The organism is Acinetobacter lactucae, assembly GCF_013122135.1.
In the GTDB taxonomy this organism is placed as follows: domain Bacteria; phylum Pseudomonadota; class Gammaproteobacteria; order Pseudomonadales; family Moraxellaceae; genus Acinetobacter; species Acinetobacter lactucae.
This window is the reverse complement of record NZ_CP053391.1, coordinates 613,327-629,535: the sequence shown is the minus strand read 5'-3', so window position 1 is coordinate 629,535 and position 16,209 is coordinate 613,327. Positions and strand designations below refer to the sequence as shown.

Genomic DNA, 16,209 nt, shown 5'->3' with positions numbered 1-16,209 from the left:
ATGCAGAAGATATCTCTCTTTGATTTTTGCAATATACTGCCTAGGTTTTAAACATTTCTTATTTTGAGATTAAGAACAATCGGAGATTACAACAATGACTGACATCGTAATTGTGAATGGTGCTCGTACTGCCATGGGTGGTTTTCAAGGATCATTATCAGGACTTACAGCACCTGAATTAGGTGCTGTAACGATTAAAGAAGCAATCGCACGAGCAGGTTTACAACCTACTGATGTCGAAGAAGTCATTATGGGTTGTGTCCTTCCTGCTGGTTTAAAACAAGGTCCAGCACGTCAAGCGATGCGCAAAGCTGGCTTACCAGACTCTACAGGTGCAGTAACGATTAACAAGCTTTGTGGTTCTGGCATGAAAGCTGTTATGCAAGCCGCTGATATGATTAAAGCAGGTAGTGCTGAAGTTGTTGTTGCTGGCGGCATGGAGTCTATGACAAATGCACCTTATGTTTTACCAAAAGCACGAGCTGGCTACCGCATGGGACATGGTGAAATTAAAGATCATATGTTCTTTGATGGACTTGAAGATGCAGAAACCGGCCGTTTAATGGGTTCGTTTGCTCAAGATATGGCAAATACTCGTGGCTATACACGTGAACAAATGGATGACTTTGCGATTCGCTCTTTGAAACGTGCTCAAACAGCAATTACTGAAGGCTATTTCAAAGATGAAATCGTTCCAGTTACCGTACCTAGTCGTAAAGGTGATGTCGTTGTTGATCAAGATGAACAACCTTTAAATGCCAAGATTGACAAAATTCCTTCTCTTAAACCAGCTTTTGCAAAAGACGGTACAATTACCGCAGCGAATGCAAGCTCTATTTCGGATGGCGCGTCTGCATTAGTATTAACTTCAAGTGATGTTGCTACGCAACGCGGCTTACAACCGCTTGCAAAAATTATCGCGACAGCTTCAAACTCTCAGCATCCTTCAGAATTTACGATCGCTCCAGTTGGTGCTATCGAAAAAGTGCTTAAAAAAGCGGGATGGAATGCTCAAGACGTCGATCTTTGGGAAATTAACGAAGCTTTTGCTATGGTTACTATGTGTCCAATTGATGATTTCAAACTTAATGCAGAGAAAGTAAATATCAATGGTGGTGCTTGTGCTCTAGGTCACCCTGTAGGTTCTACGGGTTCTCGTATTATTCTTACTCTTATTCATGCGCTGAAACGTACTGGCGGTAAAAAAGGTATTGCTGCACTCTGTATTGGTGGTGGTGAGGCAACAGCCGTTGCAATTGAACTCATTTAATCCAAATTCATTATTTTAAAATCCCACTTCGGTGGGATTTTTTTTATGAAAAAACTACAAAAAATGACCCACAAAATCACTTTTAAGTTTTAACTTATTCCTTTAAACGAAAACAACAATGGACAATAACAATGCAACTCAATCACTATCTCAATTTCCAAGGTCAGGCAGAGCAAGCCTTTAATTTTTATAAATCAGTATTTGGCGGTGAATTCGCCATGTTGAGCCGTTATGGAGATATGCCCGCGCCTGAAGGTGTGACATTATCGGAAGCCGACAAAAATCTGGTTCTTCATGTTTCTCTACCAATTAATGAGTACACTGTGCTTATGGCTTCAGATACAAATGATCAGTTCTGTGTCCCTAACAGTGTTTTTACCCAAGGAAATAATCACTATATCTCGATCAATCTTGAAAAAGATGAGCAAGAAAAAGCAAAACAACTTTTTGATGCCCTATCTGTTAATGGTCAAATTGAAATGCCTCTAGAAAAAACTTTCTGGGGTGCACTGTACGGCGCTTTTACCGATCAGTTCGGTATAAAGTGGATGGTTAACTGTCAACTTGATACTTAATGTTTTCAATATCTAACTACCCTTATAGAGATACTTAGTATTTCTATAAGGGCTTTAAACATCGATATTGGAATATTGCGCAATAATCATTAAACCAACCGTAATAAAGCCGATTCCTATCCACCCAGCAATATCAATATTTTGACCAAGAAAAATCTTTGCTAAAAAAGCCGTCGCTAATACACCTATTCCAGACCAAAGCACATACAAGATTCCAGCTTGCATATACTTCAAAGCAATAGCAGCACATGCAAAAGAAATAATATACAAAACCAGAGCAATGCCCTGAGCTGTTTTATTGACTAAACCATCCCCCTTAGCAGAATAAAATGTTGAAAGAACATCTGTTGCTATAGCAAACAGTAACCACCAAGCACCGGGATTTATTTTTGAAATTAAACCTAACATTATTATTCTTCAGTTGAATCATGTGAAAATTATTCATAAAAAAAGCTGAACCGGAGTTCAGCCTTCTATATTTTAAAACTATATTAAGCACCAGTTTGATAACTTGCTTGCTGTACGGCCGTTGAAGCTTGATATGGGTTGGTAAAGTCTTGCAAACCAGCTGCCGCTTCTTGCACATCTTTACCTTCTTTAATCACAAAACTATCAAAACCTGAACGTTTTAAGTAATTTAAGACATCCTTAAATACATCGCCAGTTGCACGCAATTCACCTTTGAAACGTTGGCGACGTAATAGTGCAGCGAACGAATAACCACGCCCATCACCAAAACCTGCAAACTCAATGAAAATTGCATCAAGTTCATTTAATGGAAATGCGTGCTCTTCAGGTGAATCATTCACAGTCACATACAAAGCTTTTTTGCCTTGAATATTAGCTAATTGATCGAGTTGAGCTGTTGTTATAACAACGTCACCTTGTGGAACAACACCATCTTCAGCAATGATTTGATAAGTATTATCTGCAATCGTGCCATCTTTATAAAGCACTGGTAGAGCTGTATTAAGCATATGCACGCTCCTTAAATGGTTGAATTCCTACACGGCGATATGTATCAACAAAACGCTCACCTTCAGTACGTAGATCAAGGTAAGTATTCAATACTTCTTCGATGACATCAGGCACAGCATCTGCTGCAAATGATGGCCCTAAGATATCACCGATTGATGCATCATGGTCTGAATTACCACCTAATGTAATTTGGTAAAACTCAGCACCTTTTTTATCTACACCTAAAATACCGATGTTACCAACGTGGTGGTGACCACAAGCATTCATACAACCAGAAATATTTAGATCTAAATGACCAAGATCATAGACTTTGTCTAAGTCATCAAAACGACGTGTAATTGCTTCAGCAATTGGAATTGATTTCGCATTTGCAAGTGAACAGAAATCACCGCCCGGGCAACTAATGATATCGGTAATAAAACCAATATGTGCACGCGCCATATTTTGTTGTTCAAGCGCTTGCCATACATCGAACAAATCTTTTTGAGGCACATCTGCCAAAGCAATGTTTTGTTCATGAGTGGTGCGAAGTTCACCGAAAGTATATTTATCAGCAAGATCTGCAATAAAGTTCATTTCTTCAGTGGTCATATCACCCGGTGCGATACCTGCACGTTTTAGAGAAATCGTAACAATTCGATAGCCCTTTACTTTATGTGCATGCGTGTTGATATTGAACCATTGTTTGAATTTTGGATGCTCAGCAAATAAAGCTGTGAAGTCTTCATCTTCTAAATCTTGATAATCAAACGGAGTGAATTCTTCATCCAGTTTTTTCAAGATTTCTGGCTGAATTTTCAATGCTTCACGTGTATGTTCGAATTCAGCTTCAACTTTCTGTGCAAACACTTCAGGAGTTAATGCTTTAACAAGAATTTTGATACGCGCTTTATATTTGTTATCACGACGGCCATGCAAGTTATAAACACGGAGAACTGCTTCTAAGTAAGCAATTAAATCTTCACGTGGTAAAAACTCGCGAATGACACTACCAATGATTGGGGTACGGCCTAAACCACCACCCGCCATAATTTTATAGCCGATTTCACCCGCTTCATTACGTACGATATAAACACCAATATCGTGGAATGCAGTCGCCGCACGATCTTTTTCTTCAAGTGCAGAAACAGCAATTTTGAACTTACGTGGTAAGAATGCAAACTCTGGGTGGAATGTACTCCACTGACGAATCAATTCACATGTTGGACGTGGGTCTGCAATTTCACCTGCAACCACACCTGCATATTGGTCAGTCGTTGTGTTACGAATACAGTTACCACTGGTTTGAATGGCATGCATTTGCACCGTTGCAAGTTCAGCTAAAATTTCTGGTACATCTTCAAGAGCTGGCCAGTTTAACTGAATGTTCTGACGTGTAGATACGTGTGCATAGCCACGGTCATAAGCAGTTGAAACTTCAGCAACTTTACGTAATTGTTTAGAATTCATTAAGCCATACGGCACAGCAATACGCAGCATAGGCGCATAGCGTTGCACATATAAACCATTTTGCAAACGTAATGGACGATATTCGTCTTCAGAAAGTTTGCCAGCTAAATAGCGTTCTGTTTGATCACGGAACTGAGCAACTCGTTCATTAACCAGTTGCTGGTCGAAATCGGTATATAAATACATGGCGTATGGCTAGTAGATTCATTATTAAGGCGGATAGCATAGCGAGCTTTTATTCATCAATAAAATGCTTTTTTTGCATATTTAATAACGGTTTTATTGATAAGCTTTAATATAAATCGACATAAAAAAGCCCGGATAAATCCAGGCCCTTTCTATAAATGCTTTTTATTTGTTATCTGGTAAGGCATAAGCCACTAAATAGTCGCCCATTTTCGTACCAAATGAACCATGACCACCAGCCATGATCACAACATATTGCTTACCATTGATTTCATAAGTCATTGGTGTCGCTTGTCCACCTGCTGGTAAACGCGCTTCCCAAAGTTTTTCACCATTAGTAACGTTAAACGCACGAATGTAATTATCTTGAGTTGCACCAACAAACATGACATTACCTGCAGTAGAAATTGAACCACCTAAGCCAGGCACACCAATTTTCACGGCTGGTAACTGGAACAAGTTCGGTAAGCTGTCACGAATTGTACCAATACGTTTTTTCCATACCACTTCATGAGTTTTCAAATCAACGCCAGCTACATATCCCCAAGCCGGTTGTTTACAAGGTAAACCAAGCGGAGATAAGAATGCGCTAATTTCAACACCATACGGTACGCCGTACATTGGTTGTACGCCCTGCTCAGTTCCCGCACCTTTTGCAGTTTGCGCACGGTTTGGATCGGCAGGAATTAAACGACTTACGAATGGCAGACCAATCGGGTTCATTACAGCAACCTGACGATCAGGGTTAACTGACATACCGCCCCATTCAAATACACCTAAGTTACCAGGGAAAACTAAAGTACCGTTTTCAGATGGTGGCGTATAAATACCATCGTAATTTAGACGTTTGAAAGATACACGACACATGAGCTGATCAAGCATAGTGGCACCCCACATATCTTTATCAGTCAATTTGTCTTGTGGCGCCAAGTTCAAGTCAGAGAATGGCTGAGTTTTTGAATAATACTCGCCTTTAGTTTGTGGTCCACGTTTAACTGTTTGTGGAACTGGTTTCTCAGTTACAGGAACAATTGGTTGACCATTACGACGATCAAGAACAAAGGCATTACCTGTTTTCGTCAATACATAGATTGCCGGAACAGTTTGACCAGCTTTGTTTTTGATATCAGCTAAAGATGGTTGTGATGGTACGTCCATATCCCATAAATCATGATGGGTTGTCTGGAAGTTCCACACTAATTTACCAGTAGATGCATTAATCGCTAACATTGAGTTTGCATAACGCTCTTTCAGCTCAGTACGGTCACCACCCCAGATGTCGGGTGTACCTACACCTGTTGGTACATAAACGATATCAAGTTTTGAGTCATATGCTAAAGGTGCCCACGCGTTTGGCGAGTTATGAACAAAAGTAGTTCCTTCACCCGGCATTGCATTTGGATCTGCTGCGCCAGTATCAAATACCCAAAGAAGTTTACCAGTGTTAACGTCATAGCCACGAATTACACCAGATGGCTCTTTACTTGAGTAGTTGTCTGTTACAGAACCTGCAATAACAACTGTTGAACCAGTCACGATACCAGGAGATGTCGGGTTGTAACCGCCTGGATAAGCATATGGCATAAACTCTTGCAAGTTCACTTCACCATTTTGACCAAAGTCAGTACATGCTTTACCAGTGTCAGCATTTACAGCCACTAAGCGCCCATCATTGACCGGAACAAAAACCTTACGCGGACATTGTGTAGAGCTAGATTTCTTGCTTTGAAGACTCGTTGCAAACTCAGTTGTATTGTTTGCATCGTAGTACATCACACCACGACAAGTTAAATGCTGGAACGATTTATCCGTTTTAAGTTTCGGATCAAAACGCCATTTTTCTTTACCAGTCGCAGGATCGATCGCAATTAACTGCTGGTGAGCTGTACAGATAAACATGTTATTACCGATTTTAATCGGTGTAACCTGATTGGTCGTTTCACCAGAGTCGTTATCTGTCTTAAGATCGCCAGTACGTAAAGTCCAAGCAACTTTCAAGTCTTTTACGTTTTGGTCATTGATCTGTTTCAATGGAGAATAACGCACACCTGCTTGAGTACGACCATATGCAGGCCAATCACTCTCAGCAACACCAGGTACGGCTTGAGCAGTTTCTGGTTGAGGAGTTTTGATTTCTCCATTAATTTCTTGCGGATCATTGAAGATAGAATAAACCATCAACACGATTGCAATTGCTAAAGTTGAAGATAAGGCAACTTTACTTGATCCAAGGTTGTTGATTCCACGAGTTACAGCCGGAACCAATAACCATAAACCAAGAATACCTAAAATATCTAAACGTGGAGCAAGCGCCCAAAAGTCTGTTCCAACTTCCCAGACACTCCAGATAATGGTACCTAGCATTAATGCAGCATAAACCCACAAAGCAGTAGAAGCACGCTTATAGAGTTGCCATGCAACAATGAGAAGTAATATACCAGCTATAATGTAGTAAATTGAACCGCCTAGTGTAGCGAGCCAAATACCTCCAATTAACAGGAATAACGCCAGTAACCCAATAATAATTACGGTAAAAGTCGTTAAACCTGATCTTGAAGTAGGTTGATTCATAAACCACCTCTTATCAATCATCATTTTTATAGGAAAGATGTGCCAAGAACCTTATAGAAAAATGGCATCACCAATACATCTAAAACAAATTCAGGCATCAAGAAAAAACGGAAGGTCAGGATACTTCAATCAATGAGTTAGCCCTCGACAATCCGTTTTTCGGAATAATTACGCTTAGAATGCAGTTGAGAATTTAATACCGCCAACCCAAGTGTTATCACCATTTTTTAATGCACCAACATGACGAACATATTGCACATTTGGACGAATAGTTAACCAGTTAGTGGCATGAATACCGTAGTAAAGCTCGGTATTGTATTCAGTGTCATATTCTTTATTTTGAACATCGTTCCAATCATCATTGATATGGATACGAGCCACACCAAGTGCCAACTCATCTTGAGGACGTTGATTGAGCAAACCTTTATAGACCAAGCCTACATTTTGCATGTTATCAATTTTGTTGGTATCAGAGTCGTGGAAAGTCAGGTTGACAAAACCTGTCAAACCGCGATCTGTTTGATCAGCAGGCTGGAATAATTTTTGTTTTGCAGTTACCCACACCCCTTGTTTATGGGAGTTTTTGGTTTCATCTGCAATTTCTTTGGCATCAGCAGTACTGTAGTAATAACCTAAACGGTATTCACCCGCCATACTTTGAGCGCCTAATTTAGGTGACCAAACTACTTCAGCAGGAATAATCGCACCGTGAGAACCATCAGTACTTAAGTTAAAACCTTTGCCTCGTTCCAGATTTTCTGGGTTGTATTCATATACACCAACTTGCGTATATAAGTCAGGTTGCAAGTTATATTTAACACGCATTGCCCATTGACTTACTGGCCAGTTATACCACTGATCGCCCACCCAGTTACCGACTTGCGAACCACAAAGCGCCAAGTTCTGGAAATCACAATCAAAACTATTAAAGTCTTCACCTTCACCAAAACGACCGACTTTAACGTCTAATTTTTGATCCATGAATTTTTTCTTAATCCATAAATCTGTTAAACGCCAAGTTTGCTCACGCCCCCACACCTCTTGTGCCGAGCTTAAGTGCCCTGCTAAAGCTGGTGAATGTTCAGAAAGCGACTGCCCATCACGATAAGTTAATGTGATTTGAGCTTCAGTGTCTTGCCAACCTAAAATTTTATTTAGGTCAAAATGAGTTCCTAGTGCTAGTTGCCCCGTATAAGCACTACCATGCGTAGATGTATTTTTTGAATCTAAAATACCGGCATATTCGCCGGTATATCCAAAAGAAAAATCATAACCTTGTGCTTGTAACGCAGTGCGTTGACCGTTCCAATCACCCAACATCCAAGGACTATTTGGGTCGAATGCAGCAGCAGCTTGTGCATGCTGTATAAAAAGAGTAATTGATAAAACGGATAAACAGGAAGCCATCAAGGATTTATGTGTTTTCATGTTTACATACCTTTTATGTCTTTGTTTATAAAGGGTACGCTAATTTTATGTAAAGAAATTATTCAAAATGTTAATCGATTGATTAATCTAATAATAATCTTAATACACATTGTATGAAAAATATCCTCGACTCTTTACCACTGCCCTTCACCAAGCTTTTGACCTATAAAGGAATATCTCATTTTCGATCTTGAAAACTTAATTGGACAAGCCAATTGTGGTTCTGTATCCGCTGTATTATTTTGCAAAGGTACATCCACAATCCATCCACGTTCTTGTGCTAAAGGCGAATTTAACGACTCAGTTAGACTTAAAACAGGTTCTACACACACATCAAGATTTGTAAAAATTTCGTGCCATTCTTTAAATGATTTCGTTTTAATTTTCTCTTGAATCGCTTGTTTAACTTCCTGTCGGTCTTCTACATCCAACGAAGCGCCTTTTTGTAATAATAAAGGCAAATCAAGAGCCATTGATAAACCAGACATAAATTGTGGCTCAAGACTACCTATTGAAAGATAACGACCATCTTGAGTCATATAATAGTCATAAAAAATACCGCCATTAAGCATGCCATGCTCTGGTGCCTGTTCAACCTGTGCAGCAAGTGTCGCTGATGCGGCCATACTGTTTAGGCTAGCAACACAATCGGTCATGGAAATATCAATATATTGTCCCATTCCACTACGTCCGCGTTCGACAACCGCCGCTAAAATTGCAATGACAGCATGCAGTGAACCACCTGCAATGTCTGCAACTTGAATACCGAGCGGTGGCGGACCACTGTCTTGTCGGCCACTATATCCAGCAATACCAGCTAAAGCTAAATAGTTAATATCATGCCCAGCTCTGTCTTTATAGCTCCCTGTCTGTCCATATCCTGTAATTGAACAATAAATGAGACGTGGGTTAATTTCGGCAAGTGTCGCGTAGTCTAATCCGAGACGGCGCATCACATCAGGTCGGAACTGCTCAATGACAATATCAAACTCAGAAATTTTGGCTTTAATCAGATCAATACTCGCTTTATCTTTTAAATCGAGAACAATCGACTGTTTATTTCGGTTTAGATAGCTATGTGCCGTTGCTTGACCATTTGCGTATGGTGGCATGATTCGGATTAAATCAGGACGTGATGGAGATTCGATATGGATGACTTCTGCTCCCATATCAGCCAGATACATTGTCGCAAAAGGTCCTGGTAAGAGCGTCGAGAAATCGAGAACTTTAAGTCCATTTAATGCTGTTGTCATCGTATTTTTAACCACTATTATTCGAATTTTCTTTTATATTAGTTAAGCAAATATACTAAAACAATGTCATGTTCAGCCATTTACCTTGATCATTTCGGCAATTTAACATGTAAAAAGTGCTTTTACTCTGTTGTAAATCGCCAATTTATTTTTTTAGACGGTCATTTAGGTCAATTTAAAGTGAACATCAAAGAGACTGAAGGATTCAATATGAGTCGCGATACGATTAGCATCCACTTCGTGAATGCGGCTTTGACAGGCGTAAAACGCCTTGGCATGGATGTTGAAATGCTCCTTTCACATGTGGGTATTGAAGCGGAACTATTACGTCAACCTAAAGCTCGAATCTCACCAGAACAATACACTCGTTTTATAAAAATGTTGTGGATGGTCACACAGGATGAACACGTTGGATTTGACGTACAACCACGTCGTCTGGGCACTTTTGCCATTATGTGTCAGTTGATTATTCATGCAAAAACATTGGGCCAAGCCCTTGAACTATCATCTCAATTCTACAAATTATTTGGCGATGAATGGTCTGTAACGCTAGAACGTGACAAGCATGAAGCACGTCTCGTTCCCCTCATTCCAAAAACTTTAGATCCAGATCATTTCATTACTGAAAGTATGCTCATGATTTGGCACGGTCTAGCATCATGGTTAATTGAACGTCGTTTGCCATTAGAGCGTGTTCATTTTAGCTATCCACGTCCTGCCCATGCAGATGAATATGATGCATTATTTTTTGCACCAGTCATGCAGTTTGATGCACCGCGTACGGAAATTACCTTTGCGGCTGATTATCTTGATTTGCCAATCCGCCAAGATGAAAAAACGCTAGAAGAGTTCTTAAAAGCAGCACCTGCTCAGCTTTTAGTAAAATTCAAAAATACCAATTCGCTAACTTCTCGTATTCGTGAAGTGCTCAAAAGCCAAATTGGTGAAGAAATGCCAACGCTTAATGACGTTGCATCAATGTTGTATCTATCTCCTCAGACCTTACGTCGCCGCTTGGCTGCTGAAGGTAAAAGCTATCAAGGCGTAAAAGATGCCTTACGTCGAGATGCTGCAATTCACTTATTACTCAATCCTGAATTAACACTTGAAGATGTCGCTCAACAAGTTGGTTTTAGTGAAACGAGTACCTTCCACCGCGCATTTAAAAAGTGGACGGGTGTAACTCCAGGCTTATATCGTCAATTACACGGTTACCATTAATACTTAAATCTATTTAAGTTTCACATTTAGCCCAAGTTCAACTTGGGCTTTTTTGTATTTCTATTGGCAAAAATCATCACCTGACTGGTGCGCTTATCGTCATTGCGTTGCCTTTCAAAACCAGTACACTCAAAACACAACTAAAGTTTAAGTAATAAAAAAGGAACTGTTATGAGCGAGGCTTATATTATTGATGCCATTCGCACCCCACGCGGAAAAGGAAAAAAAGATGGCTCTCTTTACGAAGTAAAACCAATTACCTTACTCACTACCTTATTAAATGAATTACAGCAGCGCCATCAACTCGATACCTCTAAAGTCGATGATATTGTTTTAGGCTGTGTCACACCAATTGGCGACCAAGGTGGTGATATTGCTAAAACAGCAGCGATTGCAGCAGGTTGGAACGATGATGTTGCTGGGGTGCAAATCAATCGCTTTTGTGCATCAGGTTTAGAAGCAGTCAACATGGCAGCCATGAAAGTCCGCTCTGGTTGGGAAGATTTAGTGGTTGCTGGTGGCGTTGAATCAATGTCACGCATTCCTATGGGTTCCGATGGCGGACCGTGGGCCTTAGATCCGGAAACCAACCTTAAGTCATCATTTGTTCCACAAGGCATTGGAGCCGACCTCATTGCTACCTTAGATGGTTATAGCCGTGAAGATGTTGATAATTTCGCTGTGAAGTCACAACAAAAAGCGGCAGCAGCTCAGGCAAATGGATATTTTGATCAATCAGTTGTGCCAGTCAAAGACCACGCAGGTGTGGTGATTTTAGAAAAAGATGAATTTATTAAAGGCAATACCACACTCGAAGGGCTAACAAAACTCAACCCAAGTTTTGAAATGATGGGGCAAATGGGCTTTGATGCAGTCGCTTTGCAAAAATATCCAGAAGCACAAAAAGTAAATCATGTTCATCACGCAGGTAACTCATCAGGTATTGTTGATGGAGCAGCTGTAGTTTTATTAGCTTCTGAAAAAGCGGTAAAAGAACAAAATTTAAAACCACGCGCTAAAGTTTTGGCGACTGCACTAATTGGTACTGACCCAACCATTATGTTGACTGGCCCTGCTCCTGCTGCACGTAAAGCTTTAGAAAAAGCTGGGCTTACGATTGATGATATTGACCTATTTGAAGTCAATGAAGCATTTGCGGCAGTTGTTATGCGTTTTATTAATGAACTCAACGTCCCTGCTGAAAAGGTCAATGTAAATGGTGGTGCGATTGCTTTAGGTCATCCATTAGGAGCAACAGGTGCCATGATTTTAGGCACTTTACTTGATGAGCTTGAACGACAAGATAAAAAGCGCGGTTTAGCGACGCTCTGTGTTGGCGGTGGGATGGGTATTGCCACCATTATTGAACGCGTATAAAAATTAGGGATATAAAAGATGAGTGCAATTCAATACGAAAAAAATGCCGACAATATTGTCATTTTAACGCTTGATTCAACTGGTCAATCTGCGAACACCATGAATGCCGAGTTTCGTGACTCGCTCGATGAGGCAACTCAGAAACTTAAAGCAGAAACAGAACTTTCAGGTGTTATTTTCCGCTCAGCTAAGAAAACTTTCTTTGCAGGCGGTGACCTAGATGAGCTAATTCAAGTTCAACCGGAACATGCGACTGACTTTTTCAATATGGTTGAAAAGCTAAAAGGTCATTTACGTACAATTGAAACGTTAGGCATTCCAGTCGTTGCAGCATTAAACGGCACAGCACTTGGCGGTGGTTGGGAAATCGCATTAAGTTGCCATCACCGTATTGCAATTAATGACTCGAAAAGCAAATTTGGCCTACCAGAAGTCACTTTAGGTTTGTTACCAGGCGGCGGCGGTATTGTACGTATGGTACGTCTACTGGGGCTTCAAAACGCGTTCCCATTTTTAATGGAAGGTAAACAGTTTGGTGTTGATAAAGCAAAATCTTTAGGCTTAATTCATGACACTGTCGAAAATGAAAAAGAACTTTTAGATAAAGCAATTGCTTGGATCAAAGCCAATCCAAAATCTCAACAGCCTTTTGATGTGAAGGGTTATAAAATTCCGGGTGGCGATCCAAAAACGCCAGCAGTTGCACAAATTCTTGCAATTGCGCCAGCCATGTTAAGAGACAAAACTAAAGGTTGTTACCCTGCCCCTGAAGCGATTATGGCTGCCGCAGTTGAGGGCGCTCAAGTCGATGTAGATACTGCACTGCGTATTGAGTCTCGCTACTTTACTCAGCTTACAACAGGCCAAATTTCTAAAAATATGATCGGCACTTTCTGGCATGGTTTAAATGCAATTAAGTCTGGTGCAAGCCGCCCTGCCGACGTTGCAAAATGGCAAGCCACTAAAGTTGGTGTGCTGGGTGCAGGCATGATGGGTGCAGGCATTGCTTATTCAACAGCCATTAAAGGCATTCCAGTTGTACTTAAAGATGTATCTGTTGAAAATGCAGAGAAAGGCAAAGCTTACTCACAAAAGCTCTTAGATAAACGTGTTTCACAAGGCCGCATGACGGCAGAAAAACGTGATCAGGTTTTATCGCTCATCACGGCTACAGCTTCTGCTGCAGACTTACAAGATTGTGATTTAATTATTGAAGCCGTATTTGAGAATCAAGAACTCAAAGCTAAAGTCACTCAAGAAGCCGAGCAATATCTAGCACCTAACGGTGTAATGGCATCAAACACCTCAACCCTGCCAATTACAGGTTTAGCGCAAGCAAGTAAGGATGATAAAGCTTTTATCGGCCTACACTTTTTTAGCCCTGTCGACAAAATGCAGTTGGTCGAGATTATTAAAGGTAAAAATACCTCAAGTGAAACTCTTGCTAAGGCCTATGATTTTGTACAACAAATTGGAAAAACACCGATTGTTGTCAATGATAGCCGAGGTTTCTTTACCAGTCGTGTATTTGGTACGTTCATTCAAGAAGGTATGCGTTTGCTTGCAGAGGGCGTCCACCCAGCACGTATTGAAATGGCTGCCCTTAAAGCTGGCATGCCAGTTGGCCCACTCGCTATTCAAGATGAAGTGTCTTTAACCTTAACCGAGCATGTTGCCAGTGAAGCACGCAAGGCTCTACAAGCTGAAGGCAAAGAGCTACCTAAAACTTCTGTAGATGAAGTGGTTCACACCATGATTCATGAGTTAAACCGTAAAGGTAAAGCAGCTGGAGCTGGTTTCTATGAATATCCTGAAAATGGTAAAAAGCACCTTTGGGAAGGCTTGAACCGTTGGCAAAAAGATCATGATATTTCTGAACAAGATATGATTGATCGCATTCTGTTTGTACAGGCACTAGATACCTTACGTTGTTATGAAGAAGGTGTGTTAGAGTCTGTAATTGATGCCAATGTCGGTTCTATCTTTGGGATTGGTTATGCACCTTGGACGGGTGGAGCAATTCAATTCCTAAATCAATATGACACTGATAAAGCACAAAAACGCGCAGAAGAATTAGCTGCCAAATATGGTGAACGTTTTACACCGCCAGCTTTACTAAAAACCAAAGCTGAGAAGAAACAAAATATTCAGTAACTTAGTCTTATTGAATATTTAAAAAACTGCATAAACCTTACCCATATAAATATATCTTATTTATATGGGTTTTTCTTTATGACCTTTAAGATTCCTGCCACCGGCCTAAATATGCTATAAATAGACTTCATTTTTGTGCTTCTACAGCACATTCGAGAAATCCTTATGTCCGATAAAAATTCTTCCGAGTCAGCAGTTCTAGGCTGGAAATTTGTTCTGATCGTTGGTGTTTTAAGTGCGATTTTCCTTGGCTTTTTCTATTTAGCGATGAGTAATGAACCTGACTATATGCCAGGAGCACAGCGCAAAGCACAACAAGAGCAAATGCAGCAAAAAGCTGAACACTCTACAGAACAACACGCTCAACATGACGATATGCCTGAAATGGATATGCAAGAACATAAGCACTCAACTCAGTAATTAGATATTTTTCAAATGACAGATTTTTCCCGCAACGCACTGGTTGTAGAGGGTGGAGGCATGCGTGGTGCCTTTACCAGTGGTGTACTTGACTCATTTTTACAACAACAGTTCAATCCTTTTGACTTATACGTTGGTGTATCGTCTGGTTCGACTAATGTGGCTAACTACTTGGCAGGCCAGCAAGGCCGCACTCTAACGTTTTATGTTGATCACTCACTTCGTCCTGAATTCATCGATTACAAACGCTTTTTTAAAGGCGGTGATTTACTTGATTTAAAATGGATGTGGGAAATTGGTGAGCAAGAGCACCCACTTGATCAACAAAGTCTTTTTGCCAAAAATCCAGATTTTTATATGGTATTGACCCATGCCAGAACTGGACATGCGGAATATCTTCGTGCAGGTAAAGATAATTTACTCAATGCACTTCGTGCTTCTAGCTCAATTCCAGTTTTAACGCGTCATCCTGTTGATATTATGGGTGAACCTTATTTTGATGGTGGTGTTGCAGATGCCTTACCCGTTCGCTGGACGGCTCAGCAAAGTGGCGTCAAAAAACTGTTAGTTTTACGCACTCGCCCGAAAAACTACTTCAAGGCAAGTAGTCGAGGTGATCAATTCCTCGCAAAATATGCTTTTAAACATCATTATGGTTTTGCAAATAGCTTACGTAGCCGTTGTGCTCGTTATAACGCTTCAGTAGATTTTGTTCGTGGTGAAAATCCAGACCAACAAATTTTAGAAGTGTGTCCACCGCCACTTAAAAATATGGCTGGCCGTTTAACTACCAATCCGAAAAAGCTTCGCTACAGTTATGAAGTTGGTTTAGAGACTGGCTTACAGGCCATCGAAAGTTGGAATGCAATGAAATAAATCTAAATTGAGACTTCTAAAAAAGAAGTCTCAATTTAACTTCAAAACCATATCAATATGTGGAATGCCACAGTCTTGGTAAACCTCGCCTTGCACGTGAAAACCTAAAGCTTCATAAAAGGCTGTTACATAGGTTTGTGCTGAAAGCTTTAAGTAAGGCAATTTATAATGACGCGCATATTCAATAATATGCTGCATTAAAATTTTACCTATACCTTGCTTTCGATAAGACATTAAAACAGCAACACGCCCTACGCTATGCTGTGGCAACAAACGTGCTGTAGCAATAGGCTGCTCTTTGTCATAGACAATAAAATGTAGAACTGTGGTATCCAAGTCGTCCCATTCATCTTCAGGTGCAATTCCCTGTTCTTGAATAAACACTTGTTCACGGATGTATTTGGCATCTTGCCCAAGCTGTTCCCAACCACCCTCTACAATTTTATACATC

14 protein-coding genes are annotated in these 16,209 nt (G+C 40.4%); 7 read left to right on the top strand and 7 right to left on the bottom strand.

Going from position 1 to position 16,209, the window contains the following annotated elements; translation table 11 throughout:
* Positions 1-94 precede the first annotated feature (94 nt).
* Positions 95-1,270, top strand: coding sequence for a thiolase family protein (locus HLV59_RS03075; protein ID WP_171429318.1), 1,176 nt, complete (start codon positions 95-97; stop codon positions 1,268-1,270).
* Positions 1,271-1,401: 131 nt separating this feature from the next.
* Entirely contained in the window at positions 1,402-1,845 is a 444-nt protein-coding gene (locus HLV59_RS03070; RefSeq protein WP_171429317.1) for a VOC family protein, read from the top strand.
* 54 nt (positions 1,846-1,899) lie between these two features.
* On the opposite strand, the gene HLV59_RS03065 is transcribed toward HLV59_RS03070, so the two are convergent.
* From HLV59_RS03065 to HLV59_RS03040, 6 genes are all read right to left on the bottom strand, one after another.
* The gene (locus tag HLV59_RS03065) at positions 1,900-2,253 is read right to left on the bottom strand and encodes a DMT family transporter (RefSeq protein ID WP_171429316.1); all 354 of its coding nucleotides are present in this window, start codon (positions 2,251-2,253) and stop codon (positions 1,900-1,902) included.
* Positions 2,254-2,336: 83 nt separating this feature from the next.
* Positions 2,337-2,822 carry a DUF934 domain-containing protein gene (locus tag HLV59_RS03060; RefSeq protein ID WP_171429315.1) on the bottom strand — a complete coding sequence of 162 codons (486 nt, stop codon included), beginning with the start codon at positions 2,820-2,822 and terminating at the stop codon, positions 2,337-2,339.
* Complete coding sequence (locus HLV59_RS03055; RefSeq protein ID WP_057105102.1) at positions 2,815-4,458, bottom strand: nitrite/sulfite reductase; 1,644 nt, start codon at positions 4,456-4,458, stop codon at positions 2,815-2,817. Before HLV59_RS03055 ends, HLV59_RS03060 begins: the two co-directional genes overlap by 8 nt.
* Before the next feature lie 165 nt (positions 4,459-4,623).
* Positions 4,624-7,029, bottom strand: coding sequence for a glucose/quinate/shikimate family membrane-bound PQQ-dependent dehydrogenase (locus HLV59_RS03050; protein WP_171429314.1), 2,406 nt, complete (start codon positions 7,027-7,029; stop codon positions 4,624-4,626).
* Positions 7,030-7,203: 174 nt separating this feature from the next.
* Entirely contained in the window at positions 7,204-8,436 is a 1,233-nt protein-coding gene (locus HLV59_RS03045) for a carbohydrate porin (protein WP_081033641.1), read from the bottom strand.
* 155 nt (positions 8,437-8,591) lie between these two features.
* Positions 8,592-9,710, bottom strand: coding sequence for a CaiB/BaiF CoA transferase family protein (locus HLV59_RS03040; protein ID WP_016143440.1), 1,119 nt, complete (start codon positions 9,708-9,710; stop codon positions 8,592-8,594).
* A 210-nt stretch (positions 9,711-9,920) separates the two neighbouring features.
* Between HLV59_RS03040 and HLV59_RS03035 the strand changes: the two genes are divergently transcribed.
* The 5 genes from HLV59_RS03035 (at position 9,921) to HLV59_RS03015 (ending at position 15,758) form a co-directional block, all read left to right on the top strand.
* The gene (locus HLV59_RS03035) at positions 9,921-10,931 is read left to right on the top strand and encodes an AraC family transcriptional regulator (protein WP_002116561.1); all 1,011 of its coding nucleotides are present in this window, start codon (positions 9,921-9,923) and stop codon (positions 10,929-10,931) included.
* Between the two features lie 171 nt (positions 10,932-11,102).
* Positions 11,103-12,308 (top strand): acetyl-CoA C-acetyltransferase, encoded by a 1,206-nt coding sequence (locus HLV59_RS03030; protein ID WP_171429313.1) that lies wholly within the window; start codon positions 11,103-11,105, stop codon positions 12,306-12,308.
* Between the two features lie 18 nt (positions 12,309-12,326).
* Entirely contained in the window at positions 12,327-14,462 is a 2,136-nt protein-coding gene (locus HLV59_RS03025; RefSeq protein ID WP_171429312.1) for a 3-hydroxyacyl-CoA dehydrogenase NAD-binding domain-containing protein, read from the top strand.
* 165 nt (positions 14,463-14,627) lie between these two features.
* Entirely contained in the window at positions 14,628-14,882 is a 255-nt protein-coding gene (locus HLV59_RS03020; protein WP_004789195.1) for a hypothetical protein, read from the top strand.
* A 15-nt stretch (positions 14,883-14,897) separates the two neighbouring features.
* Positions 14,898-15,758 (top strand): patatin-like phospholipase family protein, encoded by an 861-nt coding sequence (locus tag HLV59_RS03015; RefSeq protein WP_171429311.1) that lies wholly within the window; start codon positions 14,898-14,900, stop codon positions 15,756-15,758.
* A 30-nt stretch (positions 15,759-15,788) separates the two neighbouring features.
* Here HLV59_RS03015 and HLV59_RS03010 read toward each other — a convergent pair whose 3' ends face one another.
* Positions 15,789-16,208, bottom strand: coding sequence for a GNAT family N-acetyltransferase (locus HLV59_RS03010; RefSeq protein WP_171429310.1), 420 nt, complete (start codon positions 16,206-16,208; stop codon positions 15,789-15,791).
* Position 16,209 lies beyond the last annotated feature (1 nt).